This is a genomic window from Streptococcus oralis, assembly GCF_026782345.1.
In the GTDB taxonomy this organism is placed as follows: domain Bacteria; phylum Bacillota; class Bacilli; order Lactobacillales; family Streptococcaceae; genus Streptococcus; species Streptococcus oralis_CK.
In genome coordinates, this window is the sequence record NZ_JAKUWI010000001.1 from 646676 (window position 1) to 667819 (window position 21144).

Annotated in this window: 18 protein-coding genes and 1 pseudogene; 5 read left to right on the forward strand and 14 right to left on the reverse strand. The window is 39.0% G+C overall.

From position 1 onward, the window contains the following. Nucleotides 1-155 precede the first annotated feature (155 nt). On the reverse strand, nt 156-1721 hold the full coding sequence (locus MK405_RS03190; protein WP_268704297.1) for a hypothetical protein: 1566 nt from the start codon (nt 1719-1721) through the stop codon (nt 156-158). 475 nt (nt 1722-2196) lie between these two features. Between MK405_RS03190 and MK405_RS03195 the strand changes: the two genes are divergently transcribed. Genes MK405_RS03195 through MK405_RS03210 form a run of 4 tightly spaced genes read left to right on the forward strand, consistent with a single transcriptional unit; the run spans nt 2197 to nt 6718 of the window. Next, nucleotides 2197-2970, forward strand: a complete 774-nt coding sequence (locus tag MK405_RS03195) for an ABC transporter ATP-binding protein (protein WP_125425328.1) — start codon at nt 2197-2199, stop codon at nt 2968-2970. Continuing rightward, complete coding sequence (locus tag MK405_RS03200; protein WP_268704298.1) at nt 2960-5014, forward strand: FtsX-like permease family protein; 2055 nt, start codon at nt 2960-2962, stop codon at nt 5012-5014. The genes MK405_RS03195 and MK405_RS03200 overlap by 11 nt, the downstream gene beginning before the upstream one ends. Nucleotides 5015-5046: 32 nt before the next feature. Next, nucleotides 5047-5730: a response regulator transcription factor gene (locus MK405_RS03205; RefSeq protein WP_268704299.1), complete on the forward strand. Its 684-nt coding sequence runs from the start codon at nt 5047-5049 to the stop codon at nt 5728-5730. Further along, entirely contained in the window at nt 5720-6718 is a 999-nt protein-coding gene (locus MK405_RS03210; protein ID WP_049505741.1) for an ATP-binding protein, read from the forward strand. Before MK405_RS03205 ends, MK405_RS03210 begins: the two co-directional genes overlap by 11 nt. Before the next feature lie 82 nt (nt 6719-6800). Here the strand turns inward: MK405_RS03210 and ffh are convergent, their stop codons facing one another. The 5 genes and pseudogenes from ffh to MK405_RS03230 all read right to left on the reverse strand — a co-directional run bounded on the left by ffh (nt 6801) and on the right by MK405_RS03230 (nt 11616). Further along, entirely contained in the window at nt 6801-8372 is a 1572-nt protein-coding gene (gene ffh / locus MK405_RS03215) for a signal recognition particle protein (protein ID WP_268704300.1), read from the reverse strand. Between the two features lie 19 nt (nt 8373-8391). After that, nucleotides 8392-8606: pseudogene (locus MK405_RS09470) on the reverse strand (2-oxoglutarate:acceptor oxidoreductase). A 2-nt stretch (nt 8607-8608) separates the two neighbouring features. Next, on the reverse strand, nt 8609-8941 hold the full coding sequence (locus MK405_RS03220) for a putative DNA-binding protein (protein WP_268704301.1): 333 nt from the start codon (nt 8939-8941) through the stop codon (nt 8609-8611). Between the two features lie 141 nt (nt 8942-9082). After that, complete coding sequence (tuf, locus tag MK405_RS03225; RefSeq protein ID WP_001040715.1) at nt 9083-10279, reverse strand: elongation factor Tu; 1197 nt, start codon at nt 10277-10279, stop codon at nt 9083-9085. Nucleotides 10280-10506: 227 nt separating this feature from the next. Then, on the reverse strand, nt 10507-11616 hold the full coding sequence (locus MK405_RS03230; protein ID WP_268704302.1) for an AI-2E family transporter: 1110 nt from the start codon (nt 11614-11616) through the stop codon (nt 10507-10509). A 104-nt stretch (nt 11617-11720) separates the two neighbouring features. Here MK405_RS03230 and pbp3 point away from each other — a divergent pair, with 104 nt between their 5' ends. Next, complete coding sequence (gene pbp3, locus MK405_RS03235) at nt 11721-12956, forward strand: D-alanyl-D-alanine carboxypeptidase PBP3 (protein WP_268704303.1); 1236 nt, start codon at nt 11721-11723, stop codon at nt 12954-12956. A gap of 29 nt (nt 12957-12985) precedes the next feature. Here pbp3 and sdbB read toward each other — a convergent pair whose 3' ends face one another. From sdbB to pfkA, 8 genes are all read right to left on the reverse strand, one after another. Further along, nucleotides 12986-13531: a thiol-disulfide oxidoreductase-associated lipoprotein SdbB gene (gene sdbB, locus MK405_RS03240; RefSeq protein WP_000755589.1), complete on the reverse strand. Its 546-nt coding sequence runs from the start codon at nt 13529-13531 to the stop codon at nt 12986-12988. 12 nt (nt 13532-13543) lie between these two features. Beyond that, on the reverse strand, nt 13544-14251 hold the full coding sequence (gene ccdA2, locus MK405_RS03245) for a thiol-disulfide oxidoreductase-associated membrane protein CcdA2 (RefSeq protein WP_268704304.1): 708 nt from the start codon (nt 14249-14251) through the stop codon (nt 13544-13546). 127 nt (nt 14252-14378) lie between these two features. Next, nucleotides 14379-15239: a methionyl aminopeptidase gene (locus MK405_RS03250; protein ID WP_268704305.1), complete on the reverse strand. Its 861-nt coding sequence runs from the start codon at nt 15237-15239 to the stop codon at nt 14379-14381. A gap of 15 nt (nt 15240-15254) precedes the next feature. Further along, nucleotides 15255-16532 (reverse strand): CBS-HotDog domain-containing transcription factor SpxR, encoded by a 1278-nt coding sequence (gene spxR / locus MK405_RS03255; RefSeq protein ID WP_268704306.1) that lies wholly within the window; start codon nt 16530-16532, stop codon nt 15255-15257. Continuing rightward, nucleotides 16525-17076, reverse strand: coding sequence for a GNAT family N-acetyltransferase (locus MK405_RS03260; protein ID WP_084851899.1), 552 nt, complete (start codon nt 17074-17076; stop codon nt 16525-16527). Before MK405_RS03260 ends, spxR begins: the two co-directional genes overlap by 8 nt. A gap of 15 nt (nt 17077-17091) precedes the next feature. Next, nucleotides 17092-18351 (reverse strand): UDP-N-acetylglucosamine 1-carboxyvinyltransferase, encoded by a 1260-nt coding sequence (locus tag MK405_RS03265; protein WP_033584122.1) that lies wholly within the window; start codon nt 18349-18351, stop codon nt 17092-17094. A 157-nt stretch (nt 18352-18508) separates the two neighbouring features. Beyond that, nucleotides 18509-20014 carry a pyruvate kinase gene (gene pyk / locus MK405_RS03270; RefSeq protein WP_268704307.1) on the reverse strand — a complete coding sequence of 502 codons (1506 nt, stop codon included), beginning with the start codon at nt 20012-20014 and terminating at the stop codon, nt 18509-18511. Between the two features lie 64 nt (nt 20015-20078). Beyond that, nucleotides 20079-21086: a 6-phosphofructokinase gene (gene pfkA / locus MK405_RS03275; RefSeq protein WP_000820879.1), complete on the reverse strand. Its 1008-nt coding sequence runs from the start codon at nt 21084-21086 to the stop codon at nt 20079-20081. Nucleotides 21087-21144: the final 58 nt, after the last annotated feature.

Here is a 21144-nt window from a genome sequence, read left to right on the forward strand (position 1 = left end):
ATAATCACTATCATTTTCATTTAATTCATAAACACGATATAAATCATTTTTAACTTCTAACTCGCTACTTAACTTTTTTTCTGATTCATTTTACCGTCATTAAATCATGTTCCTATTCATATATTTATTATAAAACAACCTACTTTATTAGCAAATTAATCGGATTTTAGATTTATTTTTCCTTTCACCATATCTGGTGTAAACTTCGATGTTATTTCATATTCAATTGTTCTAGGAACATTTTTAAATAATAGTTTAGAAGGAAATGCCATTGAAATGTTATGTTTCAAATACTCAATATCAAACCTTAAAATATCAGATTCTGGTTTATCAAAATATCTGTATATAAATATATCGTTTAATGAATCTTTATAATAGTTTTTTTGGCTTTCATAACTAGATGTTCTATTATATGTTAGAAGTGGAGAAACATTTATTTCTTCTGACCGTAATAAGGGTTGCTGAGGATAATCATATGCGCAAACAGTATCAGTTTCTTCAATTTTAAATAGGATTTCTTCTATTTTAATTTCCTGTACCTCCCCTATTATATTTTCTCCTGGATACAATAAGTCATGTTGTTTCAAAAGACAACCTTTAGGTACAATTAGTTTAATATCAATATCTTCATCATATGTCTTACCTATATTAGAAACCATTAACTCTATATATTCAATGTTATCCATGAATGTAAAATATTCTGTGTATTCATTGAATGATATTATTTCCCAGTATAATTTTTTTAATAAAGAAAATCGGTTCCTTTCTTCATCAGTTCCAATATACGAAGGCGCACTTTTTCCGAAAGGCGTTGGCACTTGAATTTTATGTTTCTTCAAATTTCCTAAACACCAGAAATTCTCATGTAGTTTGATTTCCTCTTTGATTGCAAAATCGTTTATGAGTTTTTTAAAATCATCACTAATAGTCACATCATCAGCTATTTTAGACAGAAAATTAACGTTATCTTCTTCATTTAGAGAAAGAGTCAACTTTTTAGTATTATTATCTACTTTAGTTGGAACCTCAGAAATAACAGTTTTATTTAATTCTTCAATATAGTCAATAATTTTCTTGTAGTTTTCATTTAAAAATTTTGACTCTAGTAAATTAAATTTTATAGGAACAGAACATTCGTCAGAAGATGTATTCTTATCTCTTATCGTTAAAAGAGGTTTTACTTGTTCATTTTGAAAAGTTTCTTTCTCGTCAACTAAATTTAAAAAATATAATGTTAAGTGATTTGTAAAATGACGTTTAAATTCACTTTTGTCCTTAACTGTAAAAAATATTCCTCTATCCTTATATCTTTCTTTGAAATTTTTTACAGCGGCAAATTGCTCCTCATTTATTTCTGAAGGAGTTATAGGAATATCTAGAAAATACATAAAAACTTGTTTTTTTGCTAATAACATCTCCTCAATTTCTTCTTCCGTTCCAGAACCATACCTATCTGTTGCAGTGCCAAATCTTGTCCAAAATATAGCAACAGCTGCATCACAGTCCCTAACAATTTGCTTATTTAATAATTCCTGTGGTTTATCACCCGACTCAGGAAAACTATCCGTTGACCAATGCTTGACTGATACTTGTATATTATTCAAACTACCATAAACTTTATTAAAGTTATCAACAGCTTCTTTAATTAACTCAAGATAATCATTAACATCTCCAGGGCAAGAAATCAATAAATCGTAAACAGTCACTCCTTTTCTTGGCATCAATGCATCCTCCAATAACTTAATATAATATTACATAGTTTTATGTTTTGTATTAGATATACTTCTAAACAAAAACTGAAAGTTTGACCTATTATAATTATAAATTAAAATAACAGTAAAATCAATTCATTTACTGTTATATTATTAGTTAGAGAAATAAGATTCACTTATCTATTTAACGCAATTTAATTCTATGCTGATTCCCATTAAATTTACTCTTTCTGATATTATTATCACTTACCACTACTTTCCCAATCATTCTGGTTACTTATTCTCTCATAGCATTTGCTTTTAAATTGGAGTATCTTCTGAGACTCCCTTTTTAAATCCCTAAAACCATGCTATAATATAATAAGTATAGCTCCAATAACCTGACTATAAAAGTCAGCGATAAAGAATTCTTACATCATCCGTAAGTGTTATTCTACTCTGATTCATATTATAATGAAAGTAACAAAAGATGGAGGTATTTCACATGGAAACCATTTTACGAGTAGAATCATTAAAAAAGCATTATGGAAAAGAGCCGAATATCACCAAAGCCTTGAACGGTATATCTTTTCAAGTTGTCAAAGGTGAATTCTTAGGGATTATGGGGAGCAGTGGTTCTGGGAAAACAACCCTTCTTAACTGTCTCGCTACCATTATCAAACCAACTGACGGATCCATTCAAATGCAAGAAAAGGATTTAGGTCAGTTAAAAGGTAGTCAGTTAGCTGATTATCGTGGCAAGGAAATCGGCTACCTCTTTCAAAATTTTGAGCTTTTGGACAATCTGACAGCCAAAGAAAATATTTTACTTCCCTTATCTTTGCACAAGGTCGATGCCAACGAAAGTAAGGTTCGATTAGAATTGCTTTCCCAATATCTGGATATTTCTGAACTTCTGGATAAGTTCCCATCTCAATTATCAGGTGGTCAACGGCAAAGGGTAGCTGCTGCGCGTGCTTTGATTTTAGACCCTAAGATTGTATTTGCAGATGAACCCACAGGAGCTTTGGATTCAAAAAATGCGACCATTTTGATGCAAAAATTAGCTGAAATGAATCAAGTGGAAGAAACCACCATTCTCATGGTGACACACGATTCAGTCGCAGCTAGCTTTTGCAACCGCATCTTGTTTATCCAGGACGGAAAACTATTCCATGAAATCCGACGCGATTATCCAAGAGAAAGTCAGGAAGATTTTTACCACAGAATACTAAAGGTCATGGCTGCACTGGCTGGAGGTGATGGCAATGTTTTCTAAATTAGTCTCAAGAAATAGCAAGAGAGACCGAAAGAATAATGGCTTGTACTTCAGTTCCATGGTTCTTTCTATTATTTCCTTTTACATCATCCTTTCTTTGTCCCATCAAGATGTGATGATCTTTCTAAAACAAATAGAAAGTGACGCTGTAAATAAACTCTTTAGCATGATTCCTATTCTTTACGTAGCAACGCTCTTTATTCTTTTTTTTCTAGTCTACTTCGCAAGCAGTATGCAGATGGAAAGAAGAAAGCATGAATTCGGTGTCTATCTCACATTAGGCATGCGAAGAACCAAACTGTTCTTGCTACTCCTGCTCGAGGATTTGAGAAACAGTGTCCTTGCCCTTGGAGTAGGTCTTCCAATTTCAATCTTGATTTCAGAACTAATCAGCCTAATAACCGCTAAAATTGTGGGACTAGGGATTATTGAACATCAATTTTCTCTATCTACCACAGCTCTACTCTATACAGTCATCGGCTTCCTAGCCGTCAAATTAGCTGTTTTTGTCCTTTTAAGTGCAAAGACGGCCAATAAGGAAATCGGAAACCTGCTTGCCTATTCACCCTCTGGAATGAAGAAACTACTCCCCAAGGGTGTGTACCTTCTTGCTTCCGTCCTAGGGATTTTACTTCTTGGAACAGCCTATTACTTGGGGATGAGTGGACGAGCTTGGGAGAGTGTCATAACCATGGGCATCACTGTTTTCTTGGGGACTCTAGGAACTATCCTCCTCTTCTTTGGTATGCGTTTATTTATAGACTTTTTGGTTAAGCTTGGAAGCAATCGAAAACTTCATGCCTATAATTTTAGACAGATTCAGGAATTAGTTATCCAGCGCTCAATTATACTGGCCATCTGCTCCCTCTTAATCTTCTCTGCCTTGTGCCTCTTTGGAGCAGGTGTTGCCATTGCAAGTGGCAATTCAGGCAATCAAACCCACGTATTGGATTATACATTCAGAGATAGCAAGCAGGATACAGATGAAAATCTTGATGTAAATACAGTAAAAAATGAGCTTGAAGCTGCTGGACTGGCATCACAGTTTTCAAAGATTCTACAAATCAAAGTCGGCAAACCGAAAGAACACGAGTCCGTGTCCTTCGAAGAGATCATCAAGGAGTTGAAAAAGCAAAAGGGCAGCAAGAACATGGAAATTATGCACCAAAGATTTAAACAGTCTACTACTTCCCACCTCATACCAGTTTCCGAATACAATGAACTTAGAAAGGCTGCCAATCTCCCTCCTCTAGAATTAACTAGCAAGGAAGCCTACTTGTATATGGGGAAAGATTTTCTCCCAGATGAAAGTCTCGTCAACTCTGTTCTGAAGACGAAGCCTCAAATCAAAGTCATGGGGAATGAGGTAAAATTGATTGGAGAGGTTCAGTCTTTACCGATTGTAACGGATCGTGAAATAACCATTTCTGTAGCCCTCATAGTCCCAGATGAAACCTTTATGAGCTATACAGATGGTCGGTATTCAAATTATGTTAGTGGTATCTTGGCTCCTGAGCTAGTCAAGGAAAAAGGCCTGATGAGAGCTATCTCAGATACAAATGAAAAGCTGAATCAAACCTCTCTTAGTTATGAAAGCTATATACAAAATATGGGAAGACAATTATTTTACATTATCTCTGCCAGCTATGTCACCATCTATCTGGCTATCATCTTCCTTGTTGTCGCAAATACAATCATCGGCGTTCAGTTTTTGATGGGACAAAGACAATCCTACAGACGATACCAGACCTTAATCCATCTTGGAGCAAACTACGAAACTCTTTGTAAATCTTCAGAAAAGCAAATCAATTGGTATTTTGGTCTGCCAATAGCCCTTGCACTTATCAGTAGTAGCTTCGGAGTAAGCTCCCTCCTCACAGGAATAGTACCCGCTAGCGCAAGAATGGCCATGGGGCAGAAATTTATCACAGCCATGCTGATAGTACTTCTCTTAACTGGATTTGAAATCATCTATATAAGAATTGTAAAGAAAAATAGCAACAAGTACTTGTTGTCCTTAATGGAACCTAAAAGAGATGAATAAGGTAAAATAAATTAGGAAAAGGAGGAACCGGTATGAAGCATATTCTGGTTATTGAAGATGAAGCCTTGATTCGAGATGAAATTGTTATTTTGTTAGAGAAAACGGGTTATCAAGTTGATAAGTTGACTGACTTCAAAGATACAAGCCAGCAAGTACTGCAATACGATACGGATTTAATCATACTGGATTTGAATTTGCCGGGAGAAACAGGTTTTCAAATTTGTAAAAATCTCAAGTCCAAACGCTCTGTGCCCATATTGGTTCTCACCTCCCGTGAACAACTAAAAGATGAGATTTACGCCCTGAAATTAGGGGCAGATGAGTATCTAACAAAGCCTTTCAAGAAAGGAAGATTTTTGGCACGTATAGAAAATATCTTGAAACGCTATGAAGGTAGACGAAATCTACTTGAAAAAGATAATTTTCTGCTGGATAGACAGACCTATACCCTTTATATCAATGGACACTCTATTTTACTCCCCCAAAATCAAGGGAAATTGTTAGAAACCTTATTGGTTACTAATGCTCCTGTCGTCACAAAAGAAGAACTAAGTCTGAAACTGTGGAATACAACTGAGTTCATCGATGAAAATGCCCTACAAGTAAACATTGCAAGACTAAAAAAGGTGATGAAACAGGCTGGCATTGCTCTTCAAGTCAAGTCCGTCAGAGGTATTGGTTACAAGCTTGAAGAGGTAAGTCCAGATGAAACATAATCTAAAATATCTAGCTAGTTATCTGCCTTGGTTACTTGTTCTCTTAGCATTTGATCTATTTACAGCTGTCCTGCTTTGGCTTTCAGATGTGAGAATGTTTCAAGCCCTCATCCTTCTCTATATTTTAGCCACCGTCCTGCTTTTTTTCATCCTATCATTCTTACTTATAAGAACAGAAAGAAAAAAATCATCTGCCTATAAAGCCTTCATAGCCAATCCCAAGACGGATACTGAGCTTGAATTATTGCATTTATCAAGTGCCTCAGAAAAAGAAAGCATTGAAAAAATAGCAGATACACTTTATCAAAAGCAGGCTGAAATAGGAAAACTCAACTCATTACTAGCCGAGTATGAGGACTATGTTGAAAAATGGGCGCATGAGATTAAACTCCCTCTGTCGCTTCTTTCCCTCCTTTTGGACAATCAAAGCGACCAGTTGCCTGAGGATACAGCTTTTAAGTTGGACTATGTGAAAAAGCAAATCCAAGAAAATGTATCACAGATCCTATTCTACTACAGGGTGAAAAGTGAGAAAAATGATTTTCTATTTGAATACCTTGACCTAGAAGAGTGTATCCAAGATCTTTTGGAAAACTTTGATCCCTTGCTCAAAGAAAAGAAATTTACGATTAAGGTAGAAAACATACAAGGAATCTGCTACACCGATCAACGCAGTTTTGAATTTATCCTCTCTCAAATCCTAGCCAACTCCATTAAATATAGCTCCGACAAGCCCGAACTCAATATTTATATATCAAAAGATAAGGGACGTACAAGTCTGATTATTAGGGATAATGGCTGCGGAGTTAAAGCTTGTGACTTCCCTCATATCTTTGAGAAAGGTTTTACAGGTGATTCAGGAGAGACAAGGAAAAAATCAACAGGCATGGGCCTTTATCTGGTCAAACAATTAGCAGATGCTTTAAAAATCGAAATCACAGTAAAATCCGAATGGATGCAAGGCTTTGAAATCTCTCTTTCTATTTAGTCATTTTTCAATTAAGAAAATTGCCTAATCATAGGAAGCACATATTTTATACCAAAAAGGGAAGCACTTCTGCTTTCCTTTTTTATTTACGTTTTTTCTTCGCTTTTTTCATTTTGTTGGCCATACGTTTCATAGACTGTTTCATGGCAAATTCACCGATTTTACCTTTGAGACCTCCACCAAACATCTGGCTCATATCTGGCATGCCTGCGCCTCCGAGACCTGACAAGTCAGGCATGCCGCTCTGTCCCATCATGCCTTCAAGGGCAGACATATCCATTCCGCCCATATTTGGCATGTTTTTAGGGAGGTTATTTGGATTGATGCCCATTTGTTTCATCATCTTGTTCATATCACCAGACATGACCCCTTGCATGAGCTGTTTGGCCTGATTAAAGTCCTTGATGAATTTATTGACTTCGACAAAGGTATTTCCAGAACCTGCAGCGATACGACGGCGACGACTTGGATTTAACAAATCAGGATTTTCACGCTCCTCAGGAGTCATCGAAGATACGATGGCACGTTTACGCGCAATTTGGCGCTCATCCACCTTCATATTTTGAAGAGCTGGATTATTAGCCATCCCTGGAATCATCTTGAGCAAGTCTTCCATCGGCCCCATGTTTTGCACCTGATCTAATTGATCAATGAAATCATTGAAATCAAAGGTGTTTTCACGCATCTTCTCAGCCATTTCAAGAGCTTTTTGCTCATCGTATTCCTGAGAAGCTTTCTCAATCAAGGTCAGCATATCCCCCATACCAAGGATACGGCTAGACATACGGTCTGGGTGGAAGGTTTCAATATCTGTAATCTTTTCACCTGTACCAGTGAACTTGATTGGTTTACCAGTGATGTGACGAACAGACAAAGCCGCACCACCACGAGTATCCCCATCAATCTTGGTAAGGATGACACCAGTTACTTCTAACTGAGCATTAAACTCACGGGCAACATTAGCCGCTTCCTGACCAATCATGGCGTCCACTACGAGTAGAATTTCGTTTGGTTGGGCCAATGCTTTTACGTCACGAAGCTCATTCATTAGGAGCTCATCAATCTGTAAACGACCTGCCGTATCGATCAAGATATAGTCGTTGTGATTGGCTTGTGCTTGCTCCAAACCTTGACGAACAATCTCAACAGCTGGAACCTCTGTTCCAAGTGCAAAGACAGGAACATCAATTTGTTGTCCAAGTGTTTTCAACTGATCGATGGCTGCTGGACGATAAATATCTGCCGCAATCATCAAAGGACGAGCATTTTCTTCCTTCTTGAGTTTATTAGCCAGCTTACCAGCAAAGGTTGTTTTACCAGCCCCCTGCAAACCAACCATCATGATGATCGTAGGAATCTTAGGGGACTTGATAATTTCTGCCGTATCAGAACCTAAAACGGCTGTCAGTTCCTCATCAACGATTTTGATAATCTGTTGGGCAGGATTAAGAGTATCAATGACCTCATGCCCGACAGCACGCTCACGAACCTTCTTGATAAAATCCTTTACAACAGGCAAGGCAACGTCAGCTTCCAGCAAGGCCAAACGAATCTCTTTGGTTGCTTCCTGGACATCAGCCTCAGTGATTTTTCCCTTTTTACGTAGATTTTTAAAAACGTTCTGCAAACGTTCTGTTAAACTTTCAAATGCCATTTTTTTCTCCTATGTTTCATTAATTCGGTGGAAAACGTCCAAAATCTTGTAAACAAACAAGTTCTTCTGGAGTGACTTCTTTCATTATCTCATTTGGATATCCCCAACAGCTAAATCCCTCTTGAAAGCTCGGGAGATAGAATCAGGTGAGAAGATTTGTAGTCTTATGGGAAAAGGGTCCTCAGCAGCTAATAGTGTACAGGGTATACCTTTGTAGATGACTATACTTCCCACACTTATTCTCTATTATCAATGCTTGTTAAAACTTCTATCTGATCCTGCAGAAAGTCATCCTTGGGATAACGCTCCAAGATCTGGTCAAAAATCTGACTGCGGACAATGTAGTCCGAATACATGTGCAGTTTCATCTCATAATCTTCTAGAATCTTTTCCGTCCGCTTGATATTATCATAAACAGCTTGACGACTGACACCGAACTCTTCAGCAATCTCAGCAAGACTGTAGTCATCAGCATAGTAGAGTTCAATATAGTTCATCTGCTTGTCTGTCAAAAGCGCAGCATAAAATTCAAAAAGCGCATTCATACGATTGGTTTTTTCGATTTCCATAACATTTATTATACCAAAAAAACGATTATACTGCTAGAGTAGGAGCACTTTAAATAGATCAAGAACAAAAAAAGAACCTCGCAAGGCAAGATTCTTTTAGTGTCTGACTTAAATAATTGTTCTTCTGGGAACTTAATCGAATTAAGCTTCGATTTCTGTAACCATACCTGAACCAACAGTACGTCCACCCTCACGGATAGAGAATGTAGTACCTTGTTCTACGGCGATTGGGTGGATCAACTCAACGTCGATAGTCACGTTATCACCAGGCATTACCATTTCAGTACCTGCTGGAAGTTCGATTGAACCTGTAACGTCAGTAGTACGGAAGTAGAATTGTGGGCGGTAGTTGTTGAAGAATGGAGTGTGACGTCCACCTTCTTCTTTAGTAAGGATGTAGACTTCACCTTTGAATTTAGTGTGTGGGTTGATTGAACCTGGTTTAGCGATAACTTGTCCACGTTCGATTTCGTCACGTTGAATACCACGAAGAAGTACACCTACGTTATCTCCGGCAAGACCTTCATCAAGTTGTTTACGGAACATTTCAACACCAGTAACAACTGCTTTTTTAGTTTCGTCTTTGATACCAACGATTTCGATTTCGTCGTTGACACGAACAGTACCGCGGTCGATACGTCCTGAAGCAACAGTACCACGTCCAGTGATTGAGAATACGTCTTCGACTGGGAGAAGCAATGGTTTATCTGTATCACGTTCTGGTTCTGGGATGTACTCATCAACAGTATCCATCAATTCCATGATGATGTCTTCATATTTAGTATCACCTTCAAGTGCTTTAAGAGCTGAACCTTGGATAACTGGAAGATCGTCGCCTGGGAAGTCGTATTCTGACAAGAGGTCACGGATTTCCATTTCAACCAATTCAAGCAATTCTTCGTCGTCTACCAAGTCAATTTTGTTCATGAAGACGATAAGGTGTTTAACACCAACTTGACGTGAAAGAAGGATGTGTTCACGAGTTTGTGGCATTGGTCCGTCAGTTGAAGCTACTACAAGGATAGCTCCGTCCATTTGAGCGGCACCAGTGATCATGTTTTTAACGTAGTCCGCGTGTCCTGGAGCGTCGATGTGAGCATAGTGACGTTTTGCAGTTTCATACTCAACGTGCGCAGTGTTGATAGTGATACCGCGTTCGCGTTCTTCTGGAGCAGCATCGATAGACGCATAGTCTTTAGGTTGGTTAACTGCTGAAGGCAAGCGACGTGCCAAAACAGTTGTGATAGCTGCAGTCAAAGTAGTTTTACCGTGGTCAACGTGTCCGATAGTACCAATGTTAACGTGTGGTTTACTACGATCGTATTTTTCTTTTGCCATTTGAGTAAAAGCCTCCAATAAAATATATTTTATAGATAGACAGTAGGCAATACAGTCTAACTTTCCTTACTATTTTATCAAATTTCTGCTAAATTGCAAGTGTTTTACACATATTTTATGAATTAATCTGAATCTTACAAAGTGCTGTTCTTCTGCTTCTTTATACAATTCAAGCTTATTTCATTCTAGCGGTATTATGCTCACAAAAAAATCAGGTTCCCCTGATTCTAAATGGATTCTGATTTTTCCAGTTCTTTAGCTTCCTTATGATTTTCATATAATTTTGCCAAGAACTTAGTGATTTCTTTGAGAATAGAGTAGGTTGGCACTGCTACAATCATCCCTATGACGCCGTAGATATTACTTGACAGTAAGAGGAGCACCAAAATCGTAATCGGATGCACTTTCATAACCCCTCCAACGATACGTGGATAGAGAACATTTCCATCGATTTGCTGAATAATAAGCATATAGGCAACCGCAATCAACATACGATGAGGATCCGTGAACACATTGGCAATCACCATCGGAATCAAGCCAATACTTGGACCAACATAAGGAATTAAATTTGCGATTCCAGAGAAAATAGCAAAAACAAGAGCGTACTTTAATCCGATAACGCTATAACCAATATAGGCTAAACATCCGATAATAACAGCATCAATCGCAATTCCACTGATATAGCGCGCTATGGTTGTATTGAGATTGGTTAAGAGGCTAGAAAGATTCAATTTGTCATGTTTTAAGACAGTACGTTCCAACATTGGTAGCAACTTATGACCATCCAACAAGAAATAAATCAAGAATACAGGGGTCATAATGAGAATCAGAACTGTACTAAACAAGGCTGAAAGAACACTTCCTAAACTGTTGCTGACACTATTAAGGATATTCTGGAGGATATCCACATAGGAGAGATTAAGTTGTTGAATTGTTTGTTGAATATCAATATTTTGGAAAACTGGATTCATGGACAAATCAATGATCAAATCTTGTAGTCTACTATAGATGTTTTGACTAGAAATAATCAAGCTGGTCAACTGATTAATCAAAATCGGCAAGAGATAAACGACCCCTACAACGATTCCGCCAATTAAGGCACAAAGAGTGACCAAGACACCAATTAGACGATTGACCTTACATCTCTTTTCTAAAAAGGTAACGATTGGATTGGTAATGTAGTAAAAAAATCCACCAAGCAAAAATGGAATCATGATGGTATTCACAACCGTCACAAAGGGAGTAATGATGGCACCCATTTCTCTCCAAAGATAGAAAATCAGTGTTAATAATAAAATTTCAGCTGTCCAAAAAAATAATTTGTTTCTACGGAACATAGGCATCCTCCTTGTCTCTATTTTATCATATTTCTTAAAAAGATAAGATGGCTTTAGTAAAAAAGCGAGAATATTTTTTTTCTTTATGATAAAATAAAGCTAATATGAAAAAAATAATTTTATCTTTTATAACACTTTTTGTTTTTGGAACAGCTTCTACTGTTTCTGCTCAGGAGTTTGATGTTGCTGCTAAACATGCCATTGCTGTCGAGGCTACAACTGGAAAAATCCTCTACGAAAAAGATGCAAATCAGCCTGTAGAAATTGCTTCTATTACGAAACTAGTTACAGTTTATTTGGTCTATGAAGCCTTGGAACAAGGGACTATCAGTCTGTCAACACCTGTTGATATTTCGGACTATCCTTACAAACTTACAACTAATTCTGAGGCCAGTAACGTCCCTATGGAAGCTCGAAATTATACTGTTGAACAACTATTAGAGGCTACAATGGTATCCAGTGCAAACAGCGCTGCGATTGCGCTAGCAGAAAAGATTGCTGGTTCTGAGAAAGACTTTGTAGACAAGATGAGGGCTAAACTTCTTGAATGGGGAATCCAAGATGCTACTATTGTAAACACTACTGGTTTAAATAATGAGACCCTTGGCGATAATATATATCCTGGTTCTAAAAAAGACGATGAAAACAAGTTGAGTGCATACGACGTTGCAATCGTCGCTCGTAATCTCATCCGAGATTATCCTCAAGTTTTGGAAATCACTAAAAAGCCAACTTCTACTTTTGCTGGACTTGAAATCCACTCAACCAACTATATGTTGGAAGGAATGCCAGCCTATCGTGGTGGTGTCGACGGTTTGAAAACAGGTACTACCGACAAAGCCGGTGCCTCTTTCGTTGGAACAACCGTTGAAAAAGGAATGCGTATCATTACGGTTGTTTTAAATGCGGACCAACAAGATAGCAACCCTTATGCACGTTTTACTGCAACTTCTTCACTTTTAGATTATGTTTCTGCGAACTTTGCTTTAAAAACTGTCGTTCAGAAAGGCGAAACCTACAAAGATAGTAAAGTGACAGTCCTTGACGGGAAAGAAGATAAGGTAGCCGCAATTGCTAAGTCAGATATTGCAATCGTCCAACGAGTTGGAAGTGAAACAACATCAGCTCTTCAATTCACGCCAAAATCAGAAATAGCTCCACTGGAAGAAGGCAAGGTTGTCGGTACTCTAACCTATGACGATCAGGATTTGGTCGGTCAAGGTTATCTCACTTCTGAAAAACCTTCTTTTGAAATGGTCGCTGAAAAGAAAGTAGAAAAAGCCTTCTTTTTAAAGGTTTGGTGGAATCGTTTTATCCGCTTTATCAATGAGAAGCTATAAAAAAATCGCGAAGAATCGCGATTTTTTCTTTATTTCATTTCTTTAAAAGCCGCTTCTGCATCTGCATTGCTAATAGCACCGAACTGAATTTTCCCAATTTTACCTTGACTATCAATCAAGTACTCTGTCGGAATACTACGAATTTGGTAGGCTTGAAAGGCAGTTGCTTGGGTATCATACAAGACTGGAATATCCTTATACCCTTGCTCTTGAAACCATTTTGGAAAGTCTTGAACTGTTTTTTCACCTTGTAGACCAGGTGCAATGACACTCAAGATTTCAAAGTCTCGATCTTGTTTGGCAGCTAATTCCATCAACTCAGGCATGCTTTTTTTACATGGTCCACACCAAGAAGCCCAGAATTTCAAATAAACTTTTTTCCCTTTATAGTCTGATAACTTCACTTCTTTGCCATCCATAGACTGCAAGGTGAAGTCTGGTGCATCCTTACCGACTGCGATTTGTTGTACAGCGGGTTGTTTTGGACTGCTTGTCTGTTTGGTTTCTTTTTCACCACAGGCAATCAACAAAAATAAAGACATGAGACTCAATCCCGCAAAAATAACTTTTTTCATCTTTTTCTCCTTTTATCCAAGAATTCCTGACAAGGCATTTAACTGCCCTAGCATTAATAATAATCCCATCAAAATAATCAGGGCTCCCCCGATTTTTTTTAGTAGAATCATATGGGGTTTTAATTTACTAAAATAGGGCATAATCCATCCCGAAGCTAAGGCCAAAACGATGAAAGGTAGAGCCATTCCCAATGTGTACACTAAAGTTAGTATGGCTCCTTGCCAAGCACCATTGCCACCTGAAGCTGCTAGGGCCAAGACTGAACTTAAGACCGGTCCGATACAAGGGGTCCAACCAAAACTAAAGGTTATCCCAAGTAAAAAGGCTGATAGATAGTGATTAGACTTAGATTGTTTGAAGGTGACTGTCTTTTGAACTTCCAGTTTATTGAAATGCAAGATTTCCATCTGGTGAAGCCCTAAAAGAATAATGACTATTCCCATAGCATAACGAAACCAGGCTGCATAGAGCATGTGCCCTAGGAATCCAGCTCCAAATCCTAAAATAAAGAAAATTAGGGAGATTCCTGCAATAAAGCACAAGGTCCGAATTAAGCCTGACCAGGCAACGTCTCTTCCGAAAAATCGAAAGCTTTTTGAATTTCCCTGATCATCCAGTAAAATACCTGCATAGACTGGTAGCAAAGGGAAGATGCAGGGTGAAAAGAAAGACAGAATGCCAGCTAAAAAAACGGATACTAGAAATATAATCGACTCCAACGAATTACCTACTTTCTCAAAATTCTAATCCTATTTTACTACAAAAGAATAAATTTGTAAGAAGTCTGCTACGCTTATTTATTTTGACTAAATTTGACACAAAAAAAGGAGCTAAGCTCCTTTCGTTTTAATACGTTCCTTCTTCACCTTGACTTGTCAAGATAACTGGACCCTCTTTGGTAATCACGAACTGGTGTTCATATTGGCAAGATAGGCCGCCATCAATAGTCTTATGAGCCCAGCCGGTCTTCATATCTGTATCGATTTCCCAGTCACCAGTATTGATCATGGGTTCAATGGTTAGTACCATTCCTTCACGGAGACGGAGTCCACGGCCTGCAATACCGTAGTTAGGAACCATTGGCTCTTCATGCATGGTGGGACCGACACCATGACCAACTAAATCACGTACGACACCATAACCGCGACTTTCAGCGTATTCTTGAATGGCCGCACCGATATCGCCGATACGATTGCCGACAACTGCTTTCTCAATCCCTATATACATAGCTTCCTTGGTCACGTCCATCAAGTTTTTCACTTTTTCAGACGGTGTACCAACCGCATAAGCCCAACATGAGTCTGCTAAACCACCAGTATAGCTCTGGGTGTATTTTTTCATTTGCTCAACATTGTTAAAGTTGAGTTTAGATACATTGAGGTCTGATTTGGCAATCGGACCACCTAGAACCATGTCAACCTTGAGCAAATCGCCATCTTTCAAGATGTAATGACGTGGAAAAGCATGAGCAACTTCGTCGTTGAGAGAGCAACAAGTGGCATAGGGGTAATCCATAACTGCCCCATCCACGCCAATCTGTAGAGGAAGGAAATTTTCCTCTTTACAACGCCGACGAACATACTCTTCAACTTCCCACATATCTACGCCTGGCTTAATCAAATCACGTAAGCCGATATGGATACTTGCTAGGAAATCACCAGCCTTGTCCATGGCTTCGATTTCACGTGCTGATTTTAAAGTTATCATTTTTTCTCCTAGATTCTAATTAATTTTAACCGTAACATTTGCTTTTGAAACAATCTGATGACCATGATAAATATCATAATCAATAATAGCTGAGCGTCTCGTGTGGTGAATAATACGAGCCTGAATCCGCAGAGTATCATCTATCTGTACAGCCTGCAAGAAATAAATCAACATCTGTTCAATGATGAGATTACGTCCGCTATTCACAACTAGGTCTTGGGTCATATGGTTGAGGATTTCAGCCAAGACTCCATTAGCAAGGACCCCATTTTTCTCCAACATGAAGGGCTCAACAGTTATGACGACTTCATCATGATGGTAAGAGAGTTTTTGCCCAATTTGCTCTGAGAAAGTCGGCAAAGCAGAAACTTGGGAACGGCTCATCTTTTCCATGACATCTCGTCGTGTTACGACACCGAGTAGGGTTTGGTTGCTTCTGACAACGGGAACCATCTCAAAGTCTTCTGCGATCATTCGTTGACTGACATTGGCAATATTCGTCGCTAACCCTGTTACGAAGATACTACGCGTCATCACCTTGTCAATCGTCGTGCTGGGAGACTTGTCTCCTGCGTCACGCATAGTAATAACCCCAACAACCACTTGGTGTTGGTTAACGACTGGAAAACGGCTACTTCTGTTCTTACGAACCAAGTCTAGATAGTCTTTGACTGTATCGGTTTCTCTCAAAAAACCATACTCATGACTGGGGCGATAGAGCTTTTCAACTGTCAGAATATCGGTTTTGATTTGAACGTTTGAGAGAGCTTTGTTAATCATGGTCGCTACTGTAAAAGTGTCATCTTTACTTCTTAGAACTGGAATCCCTTTTTTATTGGCCAACTCAAGAACATCATCCTGAACATGAAAACCACCTGTCACGAGGACCGCATTTTCATTTTCCAAGGCTAGAAGCTGAATGCGAGTACGGTCACCTACGATCACAAGACCACCATCATGGAGATAGGATCGGATATTCTGCTCTGTCATGGCCCCAATGGAAAATTTGCTAAACTCTCTCTCCAGCCCTTCCTGACCAGCTAAAACCTCAGAGGAGGTGACTTCAGCGATTTCAGCATAGGTTAGCCGTTCAATAGCCACTTTCTTTGGCTTAACTCGTATGGTTCCACTACGTGGCCGAGTTTCAACGATGCCACGATTTTCAGCTTCTTTGATAGCTCGGTAGGCGGTTCCATCACTAACACCTAGGTGATTAGAGATACTGCGAACACTAACTCTTTTCCCAATTGGCAACTCTTCCAGATAGGACAAAATTTCCTGGTGTTTACTCATTGAATTCTCCTTTTATATATCGAAATTCAAGATAGTCCCTCATTTTTCGTGTATAGCGGTCGCTCCCCTTAAACTGTCGGAAGAGACTAAAGCCTGATTTTAAGGCTACTTTTTGACTAGCTTGATTCTCCAGATGAGTGATGATGGATAATTGTTTTAAACCAAATTCTTCAAAGGAAAGCTGACAAAGCTTGGTAACCACTTCTGTCATATAACCTTGTGACCAAGAATCCTTTTTTAAGAAATAACCAATTTCTGCTTCTTTTTTGATTTCATCAATCTTTTCAAATTTAATGGAGCCAATCATTTCCTGATTTCCTTGGAGACAAATAGCCCAAACACCTAGAGGAGTCTTCATAAAATAGTTAGCAAGTGCGTACTGACTTTCTTCTAAACTTGCTTGACTGGGAAAAATAAACTGTAAATTTTCAGGATTGGAAGCAATCTCGTAAAATGCTTGACTGTCACTAAAAAAGAAAGGACGCAAATACAAGCGCTCCGTTTCAAAAAAAGAAAACATTGCTAATTTGGTCCAAATATTCATAATCACCTCAACGGTTTAGTCTTCAACGAGTGTAATATCTGCTCCAAGACTACGCAATTTCTCAATAATATCTGAGTAGCCTCGCAGGATAAACTCAATATTTGTAATTTCAGTTTTACCTTCAGCCATCAAACCAGCAATAACAAGCGCTGCACCAGCTCGCAAGTCTGTAGCTTTTACGCTTGCCCCATGCAACCTACGACCACCGTTGTAGATAATATGATCATTCGTAGTCGTAATATCCGCATCCATTTTTGCTAATTCAAAAACATGGTTAACACGTTTTTCATAGATCGTATCAATAATAGTTCCACGACCTTGAGCAGTCAGCAATAGCGGAGTTATAGGCTGTTGCAAATCGGTTGCAAATCCAGGATAAGGAGCTGTTTTGATATTGATGGCCTTCAAATCAGACTGTTCTTCAACGAAGATACTGTCTTCTGAGACTGTCATATGAACGCCCATTTCCTCTAGTTTGGCGATAAACCCTTCTAAGTGCTCATAGAGAACGTTGTTAATGCGAATTCCTTTTCCTACCGCTGCAGCAAGTGAAATATAGGTTCCAGCTTCGATACGGTCTGGAATGACTTGGTGACGCGTTCCATGAAGTTTCTCAACACCATCAATAATGATAATATCAGTCCCCGCACCACGAATGTGGGCCCCCATATTGTTCAAAAGGGTAGCGACATCAATAATTTCCGGTTCACGAGCCGCATTTTCAATGACAGTGCGTCCCTTAGCTTTAACCGCAGCAATCATAGTGTTAATCGTTGCACCAACGCTGACGGTATCCATGTAAATACTTGCTCCGTGAAGTCCCTTACCTTGGGCAGATAAATTCATATTATCTCCCTCATAGCTGACCTTAGCACCCATGGCTTCAAAGGCTTTTAAGTGAAGGTCAATCGGACGAGGCCCCAGATCACATCCACCAGGAAGTCCAACTGTAGCTTCACCAAAGCGACCTAAAAGACTTCCGTAGAAATAATAAGAAGCACGCAAGCTATTAATCTTACCATAAGGCATAGGAATGTTTTGAACGCCTCTTGGATCAATCTCCAAGACATCCTCATAACGCTTAACAGTCGCCCCCATAATTTCCATGATTTCGACAAGACTAGCAACGTCTGAAATGTCTGGAACACAATCTAAAGTGACAATATCATCTGATAAGATAATAGCTGGAATAAGTGCTACAACACTATTTTTAGCACCACTAATGGTGATCTCACCTTGCAATGGACGTCCACCATTGATGACAATTTTTCTCATGTTTTACTCTTTCAAAATTTACTAAAAAGGTCTTTTCGTTCTATTATACCACAATTTTCAATTTTTTCCCATTCCTATTGATTAAACATTCCATTTCGATAAAAAAACCTATCATTCAAGCTGAACAGCTTGATATGATAGGCTTTGTAATGTTAGATTAGCGTACAGTGCGGATGCGCATTGTGTTTGTACGAACAGCTTCGCCAAGTGGCACACCTGCAACGATAATCATATCATCACCAGATTCTACCAAACCTTGCTCAACTGCAATTCTTTCAGCGAGATCAAACATATCATCAGTGTTTGATGGGCGATCAGTGGTTACTGGAATAACTCCCCAGTTAAGCATCAAACCACGCTGAGTCAATTCATCGAAAGTGATTGCCAAGATATCAGCATCTGGACGGTATTTAGAAATCAAACGAGCAGTGTGACCTGTCTTAGTAAGAGTAACCACCAACTTGATATTCATAGAATTTGTCGCATCCTTAACAGCTGAAGCCATAACCTCAGTCTTAGAATTACGTGGCAAGTTAACAAACGACAAGCGACCGTATTCTTTCAAAAGGGTTTGAGCATTCTTGTCAATTGTTGCCATTGTACGAACAGATTCAAGTGGGTATTTACCGTTTGCAGACTCACCTGAAAGCATTGTAGCGTCAGTACCGTCGATAACAGCGTTAAATACGTCTGATACTTCTGAACGAGTGGCACGTGGTTTTTCAGTCATTGTTTCAAGCATGTTTGTTGCTGTGATAGCGACTTTACCAGCTGCATTCACTTTAGTGATGATCATTTTTTGGTAAACTGGAACCATTTCGAATGGTACTTCGATACCCATGTCACCACGAGCGATCATGATACCGTCAGCAGCTTCAATGATTTCATCCAAGTTGTCGATACCTTGTTGGTTTTCGATTTTAGCGAACAATTGAACGTGACCGTTACCAGTTTCTTCACAGATTGCACGAACTTCGTTAACGTCTTTTGCAGTACGTACGAATGAAATCGCGATGAAGTTAATACCTTGTTCAAGACCAAAGCGGATATCATCGTTATCACGTTCAGCAAGAGCTGGGAAAGGAATTTTAGTGTTAGGGATATTTACACCTTTTTGTTTAGCAATCACACCGTCATTTTCCACTTCAACTACAAATTCACGAGTTGTATCGTCTTTTTCTACAACGCGAAGACCAAGTTTACCATCGTCAACCAATACTTGGCGACCAACTTCAACGTCATCATAGATGTCAAGAGCACCAGCAACGTTCAAAGCAATCACTTCACGAGTTGATTTGATTCCTTGTTTAGTTGCAACACGGATTTTTTCACCAGTTTTGTATGAGTACTCTTTAGCTTCACCTTCGAACAATTCAGTACGGATTTCTGGTCCTTTAGTATCAAGAAGGAAACCAACTTTTTTACCTGCAAGTTTTTCTGCAAGTTTAACAGTTGCCATACGTTCACCTTGTTCTTGGTGGTCACCGTGTGAGAAGTTGAAACGGAAAGTGTTAGCTCCTGCTTCAATCAATTTAGCAATGTTTTTTGCTGAAGCTTCAACGTCAAGTTTTTCACCCCAGTATCCGTCATCACCGAATTTCTTTCCACCACGGATTTCAACCGCAGGACCCAAAGTTGCAACGATTTTTACACGTTTATTCATGATTTGTGACTCCTTTATATAATTTGACCTTTTATGGTCATTTTACCAGATTAGTTAAAGTTGATTATGACAAGCTCTTATTCAAGCTAGCAAGTTCAAGGTCAGCTTTGTGAGGGTTGTTAACAACGATTTTGCCATCAGCTGTTAGGCTGAACAAGGCTCCTTCTTCTGCTGTTCCAAGAATTGGGTTTTCAACCATTTTTTCGTTACGGATACCAACAGCGACACCACCGATTCCTTGTTTGAGAAGTTTAACAGCGTGTGCTCCCATACGTGACGCTAATACACGGTCACGAGCGGTTGGTGAACCACCACGTTGGATATGTCCAAGCTCAGTCACACGAAGGTCACTAGTATCTCCTGCTTCCTTTAGTTTCTTACCAAATTCATCGGCAGACATAACCCCCTCGGCCAAAACGATGATGTTGTGTTTTTTACCACATTCATAACCAGCTTTGATACTAGCTACGATATCTTCCATCTTGAAGCCTTCTTCAGGGATAATGATTTCATCAGCACCAGTTGCAATACCTGCCCAAAGTGCGATATCGCCAGCATTACGTCCCATTACTTCAACAACGAAAGTACGACGGTGACTTGATGATGTATCACGAATCTTATCGATTGCATCCATTGCAGTAGTAACTGCAGTATCAAATCCGATTGTGAAGTCAGTACCTACGATATCGTTATCGATTGTACCTGGAAGTCCGATAGCAGGGAATCCATGCTCAGTCAAGCGCATAGCTCCGTGATAAGAACCGTCACCACCGATAACAACGACACCTTCGATACCGTGTTTTTTCAACTGCTCAATCCCTTTAAGTTGACCTTCAAGTTGTGCAAACTCAGGGTAACGAGCAGAGTGAAGGAAAGTACCACCACGGGAAATGATGTCTCCTACTGAAGCAGCATCAAGTGGATAAATTTCGCCGGCAACCATACCTGCATACCCATCATAGATACCGAAAACTTCCATTCCTTCTGAGATTGCTTGGCGAACTACTGCACGGATGGCAGCATTCATACCAGGGGCGTCTCCACCACTGGTCAAAACAGCAATACGTTTCATTTGGTTTTTGCTCCTTTTCCTTTTAACATTCTTACTGATTATACCATATTTAAATCGA

Coding starts and splice junctions, on each gene's coding strand:
- pfkA (WP_000820879.1), bottom strand. CDS start 21,086: ATGAAACGTATTGCTGTTTTGACCAGTGGTGGAGACGCCCCTGGTATG.
- MK405_RS03210 (WP_049505741.1), top strand. CDS start 5,720: ATGAAACATAATCTAAAATATCTAGCTAGTTATCTGCCTTGGTTACTT.
- MK405_RS03220 (WP_268704301.1), bottom strand. CDS start 8,941: ATGGAAATCGAAAAAACCAATCGTATGAATGCGCTTTTTGAATTTTAT.
- MK405_RS03205 (WP_268704299.1), top strand. CDS start 5,047: ATGAAGCATATTCTGGTTATTGAAGATGAAGCCTTGATTCGAGATGAA.
- MK405_RS03190 (WP_268704297.1), bottom strand. CDS start 1,721: ATGCCAAGAAAAGGAGTGACTGTTTACGATTTATTGATTTCTTGCCCT.
- pbp3 (WP_268704303.1), top strand. CDS start 11,721: ATGAAAAAAATAATTTTATCTTTTATAACACTTTTTGTTTTTGGAACA.
- ffh (WP_268704300.1), bottom strand. CDS start 8,372: ATGGCATTTGAAAGTTTAACAGAACGTTTGCAGAACGTTTTTAAAAAT.
- MK405_RS03260 (WP_084851899.1), bottom strand. CDS start 17,076: ATGAATATTTGGACCAAATTAGCAATGTTTTCTTTTTTTGAAACGGAG.
- MK405_RS03230 (WP_268704302.1), bottom strand. CDS start 11,616: ATGTTCCGTAGAAACAAATTATTTTTTTGGACAGCTGAAATTTTATTA.
- sdbB (WP_000755589.1), bottom strand. CDS start 13,531: ATGAAAAAAGTTATTTTTGCGGGATTGAGTCTCATGTCTTTATTTTTG.
- MK405_RS03265 (WP_033584122.1), bottom strand. CDS start 18,351: ATGAGAAAAATTGTCATCAATGGTGGACGTCCATTGCAAGGTGAGATC.
- pyk (WP_268704307.1), bottom strand. CDS start 20,014: ATGAATAAACGTGTAAAAATCGTTGCAACTTTGGGTCCTGCGGTTGAA.
- MK405_RS03195 (WP_125425328.1), top strand. CDS start 2,197: ATGGAAACCATTTTACGAGTAGAATCATTAAAAAAGCATTATGGAAAA.
- tuf (WP_001040715.1), bottom strand. CDS start 10,279: ATGGCAAAAGAAAAATACGATCGTAGTAAACCACACGTTAACATTGGT.
- MK405_RS03200 (WP_268704298.1), top strand. CDS start 2,960: ATGTTTTCTAAATTAGTCTCAAGAAATAGCAAGAGAGACCGAAAGAAT.
- MK405_RS03250 (WP_268704305.1), bottom strand. CDS start 15,239: ATGATAACTTTAAAATCAGCACGTGAAATCGAAGCCATGGACAAGGCT.
- spxR (WP_268704306.1), bottom strand. CDS start 16,532: ATGAGTAAACACCAGGAAATTTTGTCCTATCTGGAAGAGTTGCCAATT.